This window comes from Leptolyngbya sp. Heron Island J, assembly GCF_000482245.1.
In the GTDB taxonomy this organism is placed as follows: domain Bacteria; phylum Cyanobacteriota; class Cyanobacteriia; order Phormidesmidales; family Phormidesmidaceae; genus Leptothoe.
The window spans coordinates 1-13,895 of the sequence record NZ_AWNH01000013.1 but is presented as its reverse complement, the minus strand read 5'-3'; the positions used below and the strand labels follow the sequence as shown (position 1 = coordinate 13,895).

14 protein-coding genes and 1 pseudogene are annotated in these 13,895 nt (G+C 45.5%); 7 read left to right on the top strand and 8 right to left on the bottom strand.

Annotated elements, in window-relative coordinates:
- Positions 1–5: 5 nt before the first annotated feature.
- Both dnaB and rplI read right to left on the bottom strand, forming a co-directional pair.
- On the bottom strand, positions 6–1,355 hold the full coding sequence (dnaB, locus tag N836_RS43330) for a replicative DNA helicase (RefSeq protein ID WP_023070837.1): 1,350 nt from the start codon (positions 1,353–1,355) through the stop codon (positions 6–8).
- Between the two features lie 534 nt (positions 1,356–1,889).
- The gene (gene rplI / locus N836_RS43325; protein WP_023070836.1) at positions 1,890–2,342 is read right to left on the bottom strand and encodes a 50S ribosomal protein L9; all 453 of its coding nucleotides are present in this window, start codon (positions 2,340–2,342) and stop codon (positions 1,890–1,892) included.
- A gap of 403 nt (positions 2,343–2,745) precedes the next feature.
- Between rplI and N836_RS43320 the strand changes: the two genes are divergently transcribed.
- Complete coding sequence (locus N836_RS43320; protein ID WP_152532048.1) at positions 2,746–3,312, top strand: hypothetical protein; 567 nt, start codon at positions 2,746–2,748, stop codon at positions 3,310–3,312.
- Between the two features lie 8 nt (positions 3,313–3,320).
- Entirely contained in the window at positions 3,321–4,688 is a 1,368-nt protein-coding gene (locus N836_RS72820) for a sensor histidine kinase (RefSeq protein WP_023070834.1), read from the top strand.
- Here N836_RS72820 and N836_RS43315 read toward each other — a convergent pair.
- The 3 genes from N836_RS43315 to gloB all read right to left on the bottom strand — a co-directional run bounded on the left by N836_RS43315 (position 4,659) and on the right by gloB (position 6,527).
- Entirely contained in the window at positions 4,659–5,297 is a 639-nt protein-coding gene (locus N836_RS43315; RefSeq protein ID WP_023070833.1) for a response regulator, read from the bottom strand. The genes N836_RS72820 and N836_RS43315 overlap by 30 nt on opposite strands.
- A gap of 54 nt (positions 5,298–5,351) precedes the next feature.
- The gene (locus N836_RS43310) at positions 5,352–5,669 is read right to left on the bottom strand and encodes a hypothetical protein (protein WP_023070832.1); all 318 of its coding nucleotides are present in this window, start codon (positions 5,667–5,669) and stop codon (positions 5,352–5,354) included.
- Between the two features lie 90 nt (positions 5,670–5,759).
- Positions 5,760–6,527, bottom strand: coding sequence for a hydroxyacylglutathione hydrolase (gloB, locus tag N836_RS43305; RefSeq protein ID WP_023070831.1), 768 nt, complete (start codon positions 6,525–6,527; stop codon positions 5,760–5,762).
- A gap of 370 nt (positions 6,528–6,897) precedes the next feature.
- Here gloB and N836_RS43300 point away from each other — a divergent pair, with 370 nt between their 5' ends.
- Positions 6,898–7,638 (top strand): exopolysaccharide biosynthesis protein, encoded by a 741-nt coding sequence (locus tag N836_RS43300; protein WP_023070830.1) that lies wholly within the window; start codon positions 6,898–6,900, stop codon positions 7,636–7,638.
- A 333-nt stretch (positions 7,639–7,971) separates the two neighbouring features.
- Here N836_RS43300 and N836_RS43295 read toward each other — a convergent pair whose 3' ends face one another.
- Positions 7,972–8,331, bottom strand: coding sequence for a DUF2834 domain-containing protein (locus N836_RS43295; RefSeq protein ID WP_023070829.1), 360 nt, complete (start codon positions 8,329–8,331; stop codon positions 7,972–7,974).
- A gap of 98 nt (positions 8,332–8,429) precedes the next feature.
- On the opposite strand from N836_RS43295, the gene N836_RS43290 reads away from it, so the two are divergent.
- From N836_RS43290 to N836_RS43275, 4 genes are all read left to right on the top strand, one after another.
- Positions 8,430–9,257, top strand: coding sequence for a helix-turn-helix domain-containing protein (locus N836_RS43290; protein WP_023070828.1), 828 nt, complete (start codon positions 8,430–8,432; stop codon positions 9,255–9,257).
- Positions 9,258–9,690: 433 nt separating this feature from the next.
- A complete protein-coding gene (locus N836_RS43285) occupies positions 9,691–10,131 on the top strand; it encodes a Clp protease N-terminal domain-containing protein (protein WP_023070827.1) in 441 nt (146 codons plus the stop codon).
- Between the two features lie 507 nt (positions 10,132–10,638).
- Positions 10,639–11,247 carry a hypothetical protein gene (locus N836_RS43280; protein ID WP_023070826.1) on the top strand — a complete coding sequence of 203 codons (609 nt, stop codon included), beginning with the start codon at positions 10,639–10,641 and terminating at the stop codon, positions 11,245–11,247.
- 158 nt (positions 11,248–11,405) lie between these two features.
- On the top strand, positions 11,406–12,560 hold the full coding sequence (locus N836_RS43275) for a hypothetical protein (protein WP_023070825.1): 1,155 nt from the start codon (positions 11,406–11,408) through the stop codon (positions 12,558–12,560).
- A 286-nt stretch (positions 12,561–12,846) separates the two neighbouring features.
- Here the strand turns inward: N836_RS43275 and N836_RS43270 are convergent, their stop codons facing one another.
- Positions 12,847–13,137: a Calvin cycle protein CP12 gene (locus tag N836_RS43270; protein ID WP_023070824.1), complete on the bottom strand. Its 291-nt coding sequence runs from the start codon at positions 13,135–13,137 to the stop codon at positions 12,847–12,849.
- 330 nt (positions 13,138–13,467) lie between these two features.
- Positions 13,468–13,695 (bottom strand): annotated as a pseudogene (locus N836_RS43265) (hypothetical protein); the annotation flags it as partial.
- Between the last annotated feature and the right edge of the window lie 200 nt (positions 13,696–13,895).

Below are 13,895 nucleotides of genomic sequence, written 5' to 3'. Positions count from 1 at the left end.
CAACGTTATGAATTTGGTTTTGCCAGATTTCTAAAGAGAGTATACTGCGGCTCAAACAACAGTTTTACTGTACCGGTTGGGCCATTACGATGCTTTGCAATAATAACTTCTGCGAGACCTCGATCAGGCGTATCCGGATCGTAATACTCTTCTCGATACAGCATCATAATCAAATCTGCATCCTGTTCTATACTGCCACTTTCACGAAGATCAGACATCATCGGACGCTTATTAGTTCTTGATTCTACGCCACGACTGAGCTGGGAGAGAGAAATAATTGGAACGTTTAATTCTCGGGCGAGACCTTTTAACGAACGAGTGATTTTTGAAAGTTCTTGCACACGGTTATCGCTGCTGCCCTCCATCAGCTGGAGGTAGTCGATCAGGATTAAACCTAATGCTCCGCCATTTTCTGCTTTGAGTCGGCGACACTTAGAGCGCATCTCTGTGACTGAGATATTGGGAGTATCATCGATAAAAATAGGAATCTGCGAAAGAGAGCTGATGGCGTGACCCAGGGGTTCCCACTCATGCTGACCGATGCGTCCTGTGCGTAGGCGTCCGCTTTCAATTCTGGCTTCTGCTGACAGCAGACGATACACCAGCTGCTGTTTTGACATCTCTAAGCTAAAGATAGCAATCGGCTGCTTATGCCCGCCAGCGATATTGCGAGCTACGTTCAAAACGAAGCTGGTTTTGCCCATTGCTGGTCTCCCAGCGGCGATGATCAGGTCAGACCGCTGAAAACCCTGGGTCATGGCGTCGAGATCATAGAAACCACAGGACAAACCGGGTAGCACCATGCCCATGGAGCGCTGTTCAATATCATCAAAGGTTTCGGTGAGGATATCTGATGTAGCGGTAAGACCTTGCTGGGGTCGTTCCTGAGTAATGCCAAAGATTTTTTGCTCAGAGTGATCCAGGACGGTTTCTAACGGGCTCTCAGTTTCGTAGCCGAGCTGGGCAATTTCGCCGCCAATTTGGATAAGCTTACGGCGGGTATATTTGTCCATCACCAGTTTGGCGTACTGGTCAATATTGGCAGCACTGATGGTACGGTCAAACAGCTGGGCCAGCCGAGCCTGACCCCCGGCTTTTTCCAGTAGGTTATGGTCTTTGAGCCAGGAGGCTAAAGTGGTTAGATCGGTGGGTTTTCCCTTGGCCTGTAGTTCAATGGCTGCCCGGTATATTTCGCGATGACCCGCAATATAAAACGCCTCGGGGACCAAGATTTCGGTGACGCGCCCGATGGCTTCCGGGTCTAGCAAGATGCCTCCTAAAATAGCTTCTTCAGCATCAATGTTCTGAGGGGGGAGACGATCAAATTCTGCTTGAAATTTGTGTTCTTGAGCCATGATGACCTTCAGGCAACAGGATAATGGGGCTAGGGAGTGGCAGGTGGTATAAAAATTTTGGCGTTGCGGATCCTCGGGATGATTTTGTCTTGACGATATCGGTGTCTAGCGTTGCTCACCGATCGATTCATCCTCTAAATCAGCAGCGGTCAAATGTTTGAAGCGTATGCTAGGTAGCCAGGTTGCACTGATACCGCTCCCGACAATGAGTGGTTTAATAATCCAAATATAGCGTTAAGGATAAGATGATGACGCTACATGTAGATAAAAGTGTAAATGCTCCCTGGGGAACGCTGATAAAACTAAAATAGTTCATTTGTATTATATCGTCTCAAAGTTGTTATGATTCAGTGTGCCAGACGGTCAATATGATCCTGTAAAAACTTGGCCACCCTTAAGTATTGCTGGAGGAATGGTGAAGGATGGAAACTCACAAAAAAGCCCCAGAGTTGGCGAGAAACCCAGGGCTAGTTTGAGTTATGAGGGTGTCATTTGGAGGCATAGAGTTTTGATGCCTGCAGCTGTATGGCTGATTTAGGCAACTCGAAGCCGCAGCTCAGCTGTGACTTCACTATGAAGCTTGACTAGGACGGTGTACTCGCCCAGTTTGTTGATGGGGGGCACTTCAATGTCGCGCTTATCGATGTCTTTGCTGGTGTTGGTCTTGATCAGTTCGGCGACTTCGTCTGCGGTGACGGTACCAAAAATGGCGTCGTTTTCGCCGACTTCTTTCTTGATGGTGAAGAGACCGATGGTTGCGATCGCAGTCTTCATCGCTTCCGCATCATTTTTAATCTGCTCTAGACGCTGACGCTCTTCTTCGCGACGACGTTCCACCTGCTTGAGCACACCGGGAGTGGCCCGGTAGCCCAACCCGCGAGGCAGCAAATAATTGCGAGCATAGCCAGGTGCTACTTCGACGAGGTCGCCTTCCTTACCCAGCTTGCTAATGTCTTGACTTAGAACTAACTGAACCCGTTTTGCCATAGTAGTTTTGCTCAGGCCCAGATAAATCGTTCTTTGAATACGTTTTGGACACAGTCCTAAACGTGAAAACGGTTTATGCGGCCCAGTCTCCTTCTTTGACCCATATAAAACTTGTGCAGTCTAACATTCTATAGAATCAGGCCCATTCAAGGCAACTTTAAATCTGTGACGGGACAACCGTGACACGGGTATGAGTACCTATGGGTTTGCTTTATTCCAAGAAAAGATATTCTGGGGCAGATAGAGCTAATGTTTGATTTTCTGTTTGTATCAAAGCTGCTCAGATAAGAATCACCCGATCGGGTGATAGCGATGGGTGTGGTTAGACTTTCACTCCCAGAACTAGGCTTTAGACGGGTTGGCCAGCTATGGACTAACTGACTAGTTTTGGAGAATCATTAATATGAATACGAATCAGCGTAGTTCTCGACTTATCCGTCGATTGATGATGGAGGGCATCGTTGTAGTAGTCGGTTTGGGGATGTTGCCGACCACACCAGTGATGGCCTATGAACCCGTAGCCCCATGGCAAGTTGCTCAGAGTTCTCTCTATTCCTCAGCCGCAGGGCGATTTGAAATTGCATTTCCGACCCCTCCTGAACTGACCGTTGAAGATGATGATATAGAAGGTGAACCTATTGAGATTCATCTCTTTGAGAGGGTTGACAATACTGGTCAGTATATGGTGGCGTACTCTGATTTACCGGCTGCTTTTCTAGACCAAGGGGCTGATACTGTGCTCGACTACCTGAGAGACTCATTCGAAGATCTTAATCCAGATGATTTAAAGGCATTAGAAGTGGATGTTAACCTGGCCGGGCATCCAGGCCGACGCTATCGCTGGAGTCATGAGCAAGTTACGCTGGATATGCGATTGTACCTGGTTGAGGAACGTGCTTATTTGCTGCTAGCGATCGACGATGATGAGACAGATGTCAATCGGTTTATTAGTTCGTTTGCGTTGTTGTAAGCGGCCAGATGTCGTGGGGGTACGTCTTGTTAGAGCATTTGCATAGTTGGTGGCGTCGCTACTTTAATGGGTCAACTCAATCACCTAGTGTGCTGAATGTTTACAAGCAGTGGCGACGACGCTTTTTTCATCAGCGTCTGAGATTACTGATTTGGCTATTTTCATTTGTGCTCATCAGTTTTGTTTTGTTGGAATCTTGGATCTTGTTCTGGGGTCCCGAGCGGAGTCAACAATATAATTTTGTTGTTGATGCTGTGGTTGGACTTGTCTTTGCGATTGCCCTGGGATTACAGACGCTCTCCTGGGGTAAGCGTCATCCAGGAGTGATCTTTTGGGGCATGTCATCCGGGCTAACGCTAACGCTGTTGGTGGCTGCAGTCATTGCCGGTAATCTAGATGATGCAGATGTGATCTTTTGGACCATGGTGTTTTTAGCCCAGTCCACCGTGGTACCTGTGCGGTGGCAGCTGCATTTGCGATCGCAACTCACGCTGCTAATTCCCTTAATGTTGCTACTCATAGTGGCCTTTTTAAGGGCAGAAGATGCAACAGAACGCTCTAACCTGGTGTTAGGCTCTGTCGCTGCCTATATCTATCTCCTGTGGGTTTGTGTTGTAGCTGATCTGTCCGTCTATCTCTACGAGCGGTTGCGTTACAAAGAGTTTGAGGCTCGTCAAGAAATCCAGACATTTTTGCATGCGGTTTCCCATGATTTGCGTAATCCAGTCACGGGGACTCAGCTGTTACTCAAAAGCTTGCTCACGCAGCCTGGTGACACGATTCCGATGCCACGGTCGCTGTTAGAGCAAATGTTAGCAGGTGGCGAACGACAGCTGGTTTTAATTAACAGCCTTTTAGAAGCCCACAATAACAATCTTCAAGGTCTGGTTTTACAACGGCAGCAAGTAGCGCTCCATCCTCTAGTCGAGGCAGTTTGTCAAGAATTAGCGCCGCACCTAAGAGAATCTAATATTACAGTAGAAAATCAGCTATCAAAAGAGCTACCAACAATTTCTGGTGATCATACTCAGCTGTGGAGAGTCTTTCATAACCTGATCATCAATGCTCTAAACCATAATCCGCCAGGTATTGTAATTTGGATAAAGGCATCGATCCAGTCTGTTCCTCAATCTCATATACGCTGCTCTGTGGGAGATAACGGTGTGGGGATGACAGCTGAACAATGTGCACAAATTTTTAGCTTATATTCCCAAGGCCATCGCCGTCGTCATTTAAGTATTGGTCTAGGGCTGCACATTGCCCAGCAAATTATTGAGGCCCACGGTGGCATGATTGGTGTTGACTCTAATCTGGGCCAGGGCAGTACCTTTTGGTTTACGCTACCGTTAGTCAACCCATCCTTTTCTCAAGGCTAGTACAGCGGCTTGCACGCGGTCATTGACAACGAGTTTATTCATGATTCCCTTGACATAGGTTTTAACCGTATTAGTGCTGAGAAATAACTTCTCTCCAATTTCTGGGTTACTGTACCCTTCAACGATTAACTTAAGCACTTCAAGTTCGCGATTCGATAACGGATGATCGGGAATGGGAGTCGATGGGGGCTGCGTCAAACAGGTCATCACCTGTTGGGCAATCTGAGGGTCTAGATAAATGCCGCCAGTAGCGGCTACTTCAATGGCTTGCATCAAGGTGTCTATATTCGTACCTTTAATACAGTAGGCATCTGCCCCGCTAGAGAGGGCCGCGATTACCTCGGTGCGATCGGTATGGGAGGTGAAGATGACAACCCGAATGTTAGGTGATGATTGTTTAATCTGTTGAGTGGCCGCGATGCCATCAAGCCGGGGCATGCCCACATCCATGAGTACCACACTGGGTTGCTGAGATATAGCCATCATCACCCCTTGATAACCATCACTAGCTTCACCAATCACGGTGACAGTATTTTTTTGTGCTAGGGAGTGGGTAAGGCCCAAACGCATCATGGGGTCATCTTCAACAATTAAAACTGTGAGCGGCATAAAAATCTATAACATTGACTAAGAGAATTCTTAGCATTCTTGCTTTGCGCCTGATTATCTAGTATAGAGCAGGGTTGTCGTTGTACCGAAATAACGATTGTATAAACCAAGGCTGGATAATTGTGGAGAGAACAATGGCATAGGATGCGATGACGCGAACGCGAACTTATCAATTGACACCGCATCTGTCATCTCTAGTGTGCTCACCTGCCAGGGCTCTGAATTATCGATTGTCGTTGTATGCATGTGCTGCCACTGTGCAAGCTGCCACTGTGCTAATTTCATCTGAAAAACGTTAATAGAAACCAGCCATAATAGGGTGATGGCGAGGCCACCTGATATTTTGATAGCAGGGGAGGTAGCTAAGGCCATACAGCAGTGTGTCTGTGTAGTATGTCCTCAATGTATAAATGGCCCGATGACTTAGCATCACCCAACTAGATCACCCAATCGGGTGATGTCTTAAAACCTATCCTTCATACCGCGAATACGACCAAAAACGCGGGCCGGTTCTTTTATTTTGGCGATGGTTTGCAGTGCGGGCTGATCCCAGCGTAAAAAGGGATTTGTTTTTTTCTCAATGCCAAGTAGCGAAGGGACTGTGGCTCTTTGATGCTGGCGAGCAGCTTGGACCTGTCGGTAACGGTCTTGTAGGTCTGGGTTCTGGCTGTCTACAGTTACTGCGAATTTGAGATTGTTCAGGGTATATTCATGGGCGCACCAAACTCGGGTATTGTCTGGCAGCTGCCGCAGTTTGCTCAGGGAAGCGACCATTTGCGCTGGGGTGCCTTCAAACAGTCGTCCGCAGCCACCAGCGAATAGGGTATCGCCGCAGAATAATTCGCCTGGTTCGTCAGCGGCAACCGGGGGAAAGTAATAGGCAATGTGGCCTCTAGTGTGACCAGGTACAAAGAAGACTTGGCCAGTGCGGTCACCAAATGTGACGTTATCGCCTTCATTTAGGAAGATTGTTTGGCCAGGGATGCGATCGCGATCAGCTGCGCTAGCGTAAACCATTGTGCTAGGAAATTTGGCCAGCAGTGCCCGATTTCCCCCCACATGGTCGCCGTGGTGATGGGTGTTGAAAATAGCGGTGAGTTCAGCCCCCAATTCCTCAAGCTTCTTTAGGACAGTCGGCGCTTCAGTTGGATCAACAACGGCTGCTCTAGGTCCGTCCTGAAGCAAAAAAATATAATTATCTGACCAAGCATTAAGGCGATGGATTTGCATAGTGAAATGGGGACTTAGGTGATCTTTTGTATAGAGGAGCTATGGAGCTGTAGACGTTTACTATAAGGTTAAGGCTGTTTAGATAAATAAACGATTCATCTTTTTTGGAAGTGTTTTCCCTAACCTTAACAAAGGCTAAACGCAAGACGTAGAAGCACCTTTAGGAAGGGTGTAACATCTTATGTGAATAACATAGCCTGGTCTATTTTCGGCATTTTCCTTAACGATGCAAAGCATTTTAGTGAGATTTGGATAAGATGCATTGGGCGACATGGTTAAGGTATTACTAATTTTAGATATTTCAATGTTTATTGCAGTACAGCCCTCTCATTGAACTTAAATTTTATTTAAAACTACCTTGGAATTACGAATGAATAAGCTATCCTCCAAGCTCCAGCGTTATTTTCTTGATGCAAATACTGTAGAGGATCATCCCATTGGGATAGAAGAATTATTCTTCTTGATGGGTAAGCGCACCTTCGGTTGTTTGTTTGTGCTTTTCATTCTGCCATTGTTAGCTTTGGTGAGCATACAACCATCAATCAAATATTCAGTACTTTTAATATTGTGCTTAGGTGCTCCATTGAGAGTAATGATACTGCTTTTAGCATTGCAGCTAGCTTTTGGTTTTAGACAACCTTGGCTCCCTTATCCTTTTCGACGTTTCAAGTTGAAACGGTCTAAGCTACAGGAGATCGTTAAGTTATGGATTCCCTGGCTTCAGAAGCTTGAATTGTTTTCAAAGCCTCGTCTTACATTGGTATCCGAAAGTTTGCCAGGAAGGATATTAATAGGACTTGCAATGATACTAATGATACTTCTGTCCATCACTCCTGTTCCAGGTATTGATGGGTTAACTTTGATAGGAGCTTTTGTCACTAGTTTCGGTTTAATAAATCGCGATGGGTTAATTAGCTTAGGTGGTTTAATTCTTGGTGCGTTTGGAGGACTATTAACAGCTAGGCTTCTATTATTCGGGTTCGAATCTTGGCCAACTGTGATGCCAATGCAACTATACATATTGATCCTAAAGTTTATTTCCCTGATTGCATTGGCGGCCACAATACTCGTTTTTGTATTATTGTTGATAACAATTTTTCGAAAAGACTAATTCGATGATTATTGTATTTACAGTGTTATCATTTTTCCATATTATCTGTGGGTATGCCGTAATTCTAGAAGCTATGTGAGCTACCAGGGATAGTTAACCTAAAACCAATGGCTTATTGAGTACGCTCTTTATATGAAGAGATAAATTAGATATGGTTTCAAGAGTAAGGATATGGATATGAAACTATTGGAATTATAGACACACATATCCTTACTCCTGTAGGACTACTATAAATTATTATTTTTTTACGGTTTGATCGAATTGGTGTTGACTTCATTTCACCTAACCAGTAATTCAGCTATTGGCTCTAATAACTGAGTTACTGATCAATTCTTAAAGCTGTGATAGCTGTCGTTCTCGCATATATAAAAAGAGGGGGAGAGAACAGGATAAGCCGATGCTAAAGGTGCAACCTAGATAGAGCCATAGCCAACGACGAGATACGTTTAGACGACTCAGTTCAAACCAAGTAAAACAGAAAAAGACTAGACAGGAGATGGCGAGATCAATGGTGAGTGCGATCGCAACCGGATTGGCTAATGCTTGTCTGAAAAACTCTGGGGCTGAAGCATTGCCTGAGAATAGGAACTGATCGAGAAATATCCAGGGCAGGATGCTACCAATAATGGTGAGTATCAGATAGAGTTTGCTGCGTAGCGATGTGCCGGATTGATAGGCAGAAATAGTGCTCATCGTGAGCCTCCATGGGTGTGATTGCACCGATTATGGCTTACCCACATAATAGGAACAATTACCTCTGAGGTAATCGTATTATTGAAGCTCTGGAGCTGATGGCAGAAGCGGCGTTTACAACTTTGTTGAAATCCTGGCGGAAGCAGCGTGGCTTTAGTCAGTTAGCACTAGCGTTGGCTAGTGATGTGTCTCAGCGGCATCTGAGTTTTTTGGAATCGGGTCGTTCCCAGCCCAGTCGAGAGATGATTTTGCGACTGGGAACAGTTTTAGAAATACCGTTTCGCGATCAAAATACGTTGCTAACGGCAGCAGGGTTTGCCCCTGTTTTTGTAGAGAGCGACTTATCTGCACCGGAGCTAGCACCGATTCGGCAGGCGCTAGATTTTATGCTGCATCAGCAGGAGCCTTATCCAGCGATAGTAATGGATCGCTATTGGAATCAGTTGGAGAGTAACCAAGCGGCGCAGCGTTTGTGGGCATATCTGATTAAACCGGAGCAACTGATGAACTGTTGCTCGGCCAGTGGGCAGGTAAATTTAATGAAGGCCATGCTCCATCCTGATGGGTTGAGACCAATAGTGACCAATTGGAAAACTGTTGCTGCCGTGTCGATCCGTCGGGTGCATCGTGAGGCAGTGGCCGCTGGAGAAAATAGTCTTTCGGAGCTTCTGTTCCAGGAAATGTTGCAACTCCCCGATGTCAAAACGCTTTGGCAATCCAATGATTATGAAGCTTGGCAGGTGCCGTTGTTAACGGTCAAGTTCGAGAAAGCAGGCACTACCCTGGCATTCTTTTCCACTCTGGCTACGTTAGGGACACCCTATGACATTACATTGCAAGAGTTACGAATTGAGTGTCTATTTCCAGCCGATGAAATCACAGCAGAGAAGATGCATGGGTTGGCAAAGGCACAGATAAATGAATAACCTAGGCGATGCTGATTCTCTGCTAAATCAGTAACGGAATCACTGGAATAGTGACCAATTATCATGTTGGCCCATCATGGGTGCCATTTCTTTTTAGAGTGGATATAATTGTTGCTGAGCTGCTCATGGAGGTGGAGCCGCTAAAGGATTGATCGCAAGTGTCAGAACATAGGCTGTTTGACACTTTTGAAGAATATTTAAGGAACGTTACTGCTTGAAGGTGCGGCAACATATGCTCTGAGCTCGGCACTCGGCATAAAGCGATCATGATTGAGAGTTAGCTGAGAGTTTGAGTTTGAAATCTTATCCATTTTGTTGAGCACCGCTTACTTCAGCGATAGCTTATGTTGCCATATTTTTGGAAAGCCTTTGGAGGGTGGTATCTGCTGCCTATCCAATTTTAACTGTTGTCAATAATTTGGAGGTTTAGTGTATGTTTGAGCGGTTCACAGAAAAATCCCGTGCCATTATTGTTCAGGCTCAAGATGAGGCTAGAAGAATGGGACACAACTTTGTTGGCACAGAGCAGATACTGTTAGGAATGCTGGCAGATAGTGAAAATGCAGCTGCCAATGTTCTCTCAGAACAAGCGATAACCCTGGAAGACGCACGTTACGAAGTTGAACAGATCATTGGTCTTGGGACAGGATTTACAGATACGCAAATTCCGTTCACCCCTCGGGCAAAACGTGTTCTAGAAATCGGTTTTGCAGAAGCTAAAAAGCTAGGTGATGAGCATATTGAGCCCAATCATATATTGCTGGGCATTATCCTTGAAAATGAAGGCGTTGCAGCTGTAGTTGTTAAAAAGTTGGCTAATTCCTCAGATGGTCTGGTTGAAAGTATCTACAGTCAGCTTTCTGAGTCAGATTGATAACTGTGGAGCAGTCATCACTACCAGAGTGGCATAACTGATGGACATATGGTCCTTTGGTATCTGTTTCGTTGCTCGTGATGAGGCACGGCACTGGTTCCGTTTAATGGGAGATATGGCTGAAATATATACAGAGTCAGGATTGTAGCGATCCTTTTGGTCGAAGTATCCCCCAAATGCCAAACCAGTGCCCATCTTAAATGTCAAGAAATCACAACGAATAAACCAAAATTTCTTATTCTGTAGCTTGCAATACGATTTGATAGGTTGTAAAACTTAAATAGCTTCAAATGCGTATTGTTAAATACTTAATTGTCTCAAGTTTTGTGGTGAGGCATCACATTTTATTTGTCGATCTTTTTGACTGCTTAGACAAACGCTTCGGTTCTTGAGTTGATAGTCCATCTTGGCGTTACCAACGCTGTTCATGTCATGCATAGTCTGACTTATTTTTGGTTGCTTACTATCTGGTAACACTCAAGCTAGCACCTTGCTAGCCTTCTGCCTATGTCTACTTTGATTGGTTCAAGCTTTGTTGCGCTACATAGTCAGCACACTCTCCAATACGCTGACTGGTTAGCAGTTTATACTCTCGCAAAGGATGAAGGTGTCGGCGAACACCTTGATTCCTATGATTGTGAAAATTTTCTAGGGTTGGCCGTTTATTTGTTTATCACCACTCAATCTCAAGGAACTCGCGAACAACTTTCTCGGCTGTTACCTAAGTTTGGTAGCGCAATTGTTTTGCCATTACTTAAAATTTTGTATAGAAAAGAGATTTTTGTTGAGCAAAATATCCCGATGCTGGCGCAACAAAGCTTGAATGAAATGGCTCCTTATCCCTTAATGATTGGGCTTAATCAGGTATTAGACCTGAATCTTCAGGATGCTTTGAAAACGGTTGCACTGCAAATGGTACAACAGCTACTGCAGTCGTGTGAACCGTCTGTTTATGTAGTTTTATCTCAGCTCCTTTCAGAGACTAATCGTCACTTGGTATCTGAATTTTCAATGTCCCAGCTGCTTGATCATGCGTCAAGTAGGGGCAGGTGTCAGCATGATGAGCGCGGTGCCAATATCGCTGTGCTCAAGCGTAAAGTCGTTCAGTGTGTGTAGCAGCGTCATCGCTTGTTAACACCGTGCTTTATGCAAAAACTCAGTTGTGTGTTTTCCAACGGGATCATTATCGCTCCCTGATGCTTTGTTGGCAAAGCTCTTCAATACAACGCAGATCACCTCAAAATGTTTTGGTGTAAGAAACTTCAGGAGTAACCATGAGAATTTTTAACCACGATATTAGGCTCAGTACCCATGACCATGCAGCCGGTACAACTCTCTTTTCTGGTCGAGTGCTGGCCTTGACTGATCCAGAGGATAAAATTCAGATAACGCCTGAATTAGCGTCGGAGTGGGCGTTCATTGTGGAGCACTACGCACAAGTTGGACTGTCTCACAGTCATAACGTTATTTGGTCGTGTTCTCTAGATGAAATCAATCGACATAGTGAGTATGAGCCCTCATTTTATTTCTTTGGAGATGCGGTCAACTCACACTATCAGTATCGTCAGTTCTTTGCTCAGCTCAATCCTCAGTGGTGTGAAGTTGTTGAATTTATCAATTCCAAAAATAACTTTATTCAGTTAGCAGACGACTTAGGCGTAGCTGTTCCTAAGACGTTACGATTTACTAATTTATCAGCGGCGAGAGCAGCAGCAGACATGCCATTTCCTTGCTATGTCAAGCCTGCCATATCAGATCATGGTGCGGGGATCACGCGCTGCGCTGATCAGTCTGCTTTAGACAAGGCGTTTGCACAACTGGCTCCAGAGGCCGCACTGCAAATTCAAGCAGAAGTCCAAGCCTCTGCCTTTTTGAATTTGCAGTATCGAGTGACTGCTGATGGTGTGCAACCTCTGCTAGTGTCAGAGCAAATTTTAGAAGGCTGTGTCCATCAAGGTAACCGTTATCCGTCTCAACACGAGCCATGGGAGAGTATTGAGCCCCTAGCAACGTGGTTAGGTGAACATGGCATGCAAGGGATCTTTGCTGTTGATGTTGCCGTTGTGCCAACACCCGACGGCGTGCAGTATTTGGCGATTGAATGCAACCCACGTTTTAACGGTTCATCTTATCCAACCCTTGTTGCTCATAGGATGGAGATTCCTTGTTGGAGTAGCGTGACCTACAAAACGCCTTTGCGATCGCTTCAAAATGTTGATCTAACTGATATTACGTTTGATCCAGACCAAGGCCGAGGTATCATTCTGATTAACTGGGGCACGATTAAAGTTGGTAAAATCAGTGTGCTATTAGCTGGAACGGCTGTGGAACAGTTTGCCCTAGACCAAGAGTTAAAGGCCCGATTACATGGGGACTTTAAGGTGAAGCCTTCACCAAAGGTGGCCAGACAGTTAGTGCTCCAGAGATAAATAGGTCTTTTTTTGAGTTCAATAGATAGTTAGACTAAAGCCCTGGTGACTGCTGGGGCTTTTTTGCTGTTCCTTGACGCTCTTAAGCTGTCATGTATCTAACAGAATTATCACCACCACAGCTGCCCAATTTTATCCGTCCAGGTATCGCGTCAAGCCAAACTTAATAGCGGCTCGGAGCTTTGGCCCCATTTGGGTGTAATAAAAAACCCCTACCGATATGGTAGAGGCTTAAAGTGTATGTATTAAGAAGAGAGGCAATACTTGAGTGCAAGTGTCTAATAACCTAAACGTCATACACGCGAGCTTCAGAAGCATCGGGATTCTCGGCACAGTAGCGAACAAAGGCTATTGTTGGATTTACCTTTTGGTGACTAGCTTTAGCCGTTTGCAGTTCTTCGACGGTTTCCCAGGCAAGGGCTACCTCAATGCTTTCGGTCCCGTGCATCTCAGTGAGGCGACGGGCATGTTCGAGTGCAGCTTGGAGCTGCGTTTCAAATGCTGATTTCGATGATGGCGTCTGTAGTGGTGTAGAGATTGTAGGAGCTGTCGTGGGCTCAATAGTGGTGTAAGCCATGGTAAGAAATATTTTTGGGGTGAATTTATTCGTAGCTCGCACACTCGCCCGTAATTTTAGCGGCTATAAAGGCATAAATAAAGATAAGTTTCATCTATAATCGGCTAACTTTCTTTACCTATCTACTTGGAGTAAGTCTCGATGGTAGATTGGCGCTTCTCCATCTATGGAAAAGCCGCTACCGATATGGCAGCGGCCCTAGAGTGTGTGTTGTTGGAGAGAGTCTGAGTAGGAAAAGGGTGCCCTGAGAATGAAGCTTTCACAGATTACGGAGTCTGCACCGGGCCCCCAAGCTTGTCAGCCCGAGTACCTCAACAGCTCAGTAATCTGTTAGCGGATGGACTTAGTACGAGAATCGAGTGCATCTAGGCGAGCTTCCTGGATGTTATCGACAGCTTTAGTACGAGCATCCAACGCTTCTAAACGAGCGGATTGAATATTCTCAACGGCTTTGGTTTGGTTGTTAAGGTGCTCCAGACGTAGCTTATGGACGGAGTTCTTAGTGCGAGCGTCTAGCTCATCTAAGCGAGTTGCTTGAATGTTGTCGATAGCCTTAGTACTCTGGAAAGTAAATTTATTGCCATATCGTAGATGGGTTCGATAGGCTGAATTAACGTCTCCACCCCCGATCAATTCGCAAATGAACAAACGTCATCTTGAGTTAAGCGCCACTGACCGCAGCGACCTAGAAGCCCTTTTGAGCAAAGGTCAACTGGGGGCACGGCAATTCAAACGAGCGACTGGTCTGCTGGAGTTGG

Coding starts and splice junctions, on each gene's coding strand:
- dnaB (WP_023070837.1), bottom strand. CDS start 1,355: ATGGCTCAAGAACACAAATTTCAAGCAGAATTTGATCGTCTCCCCCCT.
- rplI (WP_023070836.1), bottom strand. CDS start 2,342: ATGGCAAAACGGGTTCAGTTAGTTCTAAGTCAAGACATTAGCAAGCTG.
- N836_RS43320 (WP_152532048.1), top strand. CDS start 2,746: ATGAATACGAATCAGCGTAGTTCTCGACTTATCCGTCGATTGATGATG.
- N836_RS72820 (WP_023070834.1), top strand. CDS start 3,321: ATGTCGTGGGGGTACGTCTTGTTAGAGCATTTGCATAGTTGGTGGCGT.
- N836_RS43315 (WP_023070833.1), bottom strand. CDS start 5,297: ATGCCGCTCACAGTTTTAATTGTTGAAGATGACCCCATGATGCGTTTG.
- N836_RS43310 (WP_023070832.1), bottom strand. CDS start 5,669: ATGGCCTTAGCTACCTCCCCTGCTATCAAAATATCAGGTGGCCTCGCC.
- gloB (WP_023070831.1), bottom strand. CDS start 6,527: ATGCAAATCCATCGCCTTAATGCTTGGTCAGATAATTATATTTTTTTG.
- N836_RS43300 (WP_023070830.1), top strand. CDS start 6,898: ATGAATAAGCTATCCTCCAAGCTCCAGCGTTATTTTCTTGATGCAAAT.
- N836_RS43295 (WP_023070829.1), bottom strand. CDS start 8,331: ATGAGCACTATTTCTGCCTATCAATCCGGCACATCGCTACGCAGCAAA.
- N836_RS43290 (WP_023070828.1), top strand. CDS start 8,430: ATGGCAGAAGCGGCGTTTACAACTTTGTTGAAATCCTGGCGGAAGCAG.
- N836_RS43285 (WP_023070827.1), top strand. CDS start 9,691: ATGTTTGAGCGGTTCACAGAAAAATCCCGTGCCATTATTGTTCAGGCT.
- N836_RS43280 (WP_023070826.1), top strand. CDS start 10,639: ATGTCTACTTTGATTGGTTCAAGCTTTGTTGCGCTACATAGTCAGCAC.
- N836_RS43275 (WP_023070825.1), top strand. CDS start 11,406: ATGAGAATTTTTAACCACGATATTAGGCTCAGTACCCATGACCATGCA.
- N836_RS43270 (WP_023070824.1), bottom strand. CDS start 13,137: ATGGCTTACACCACTATTGAGCCCACGACAGCTCCTACAATCTCTACA.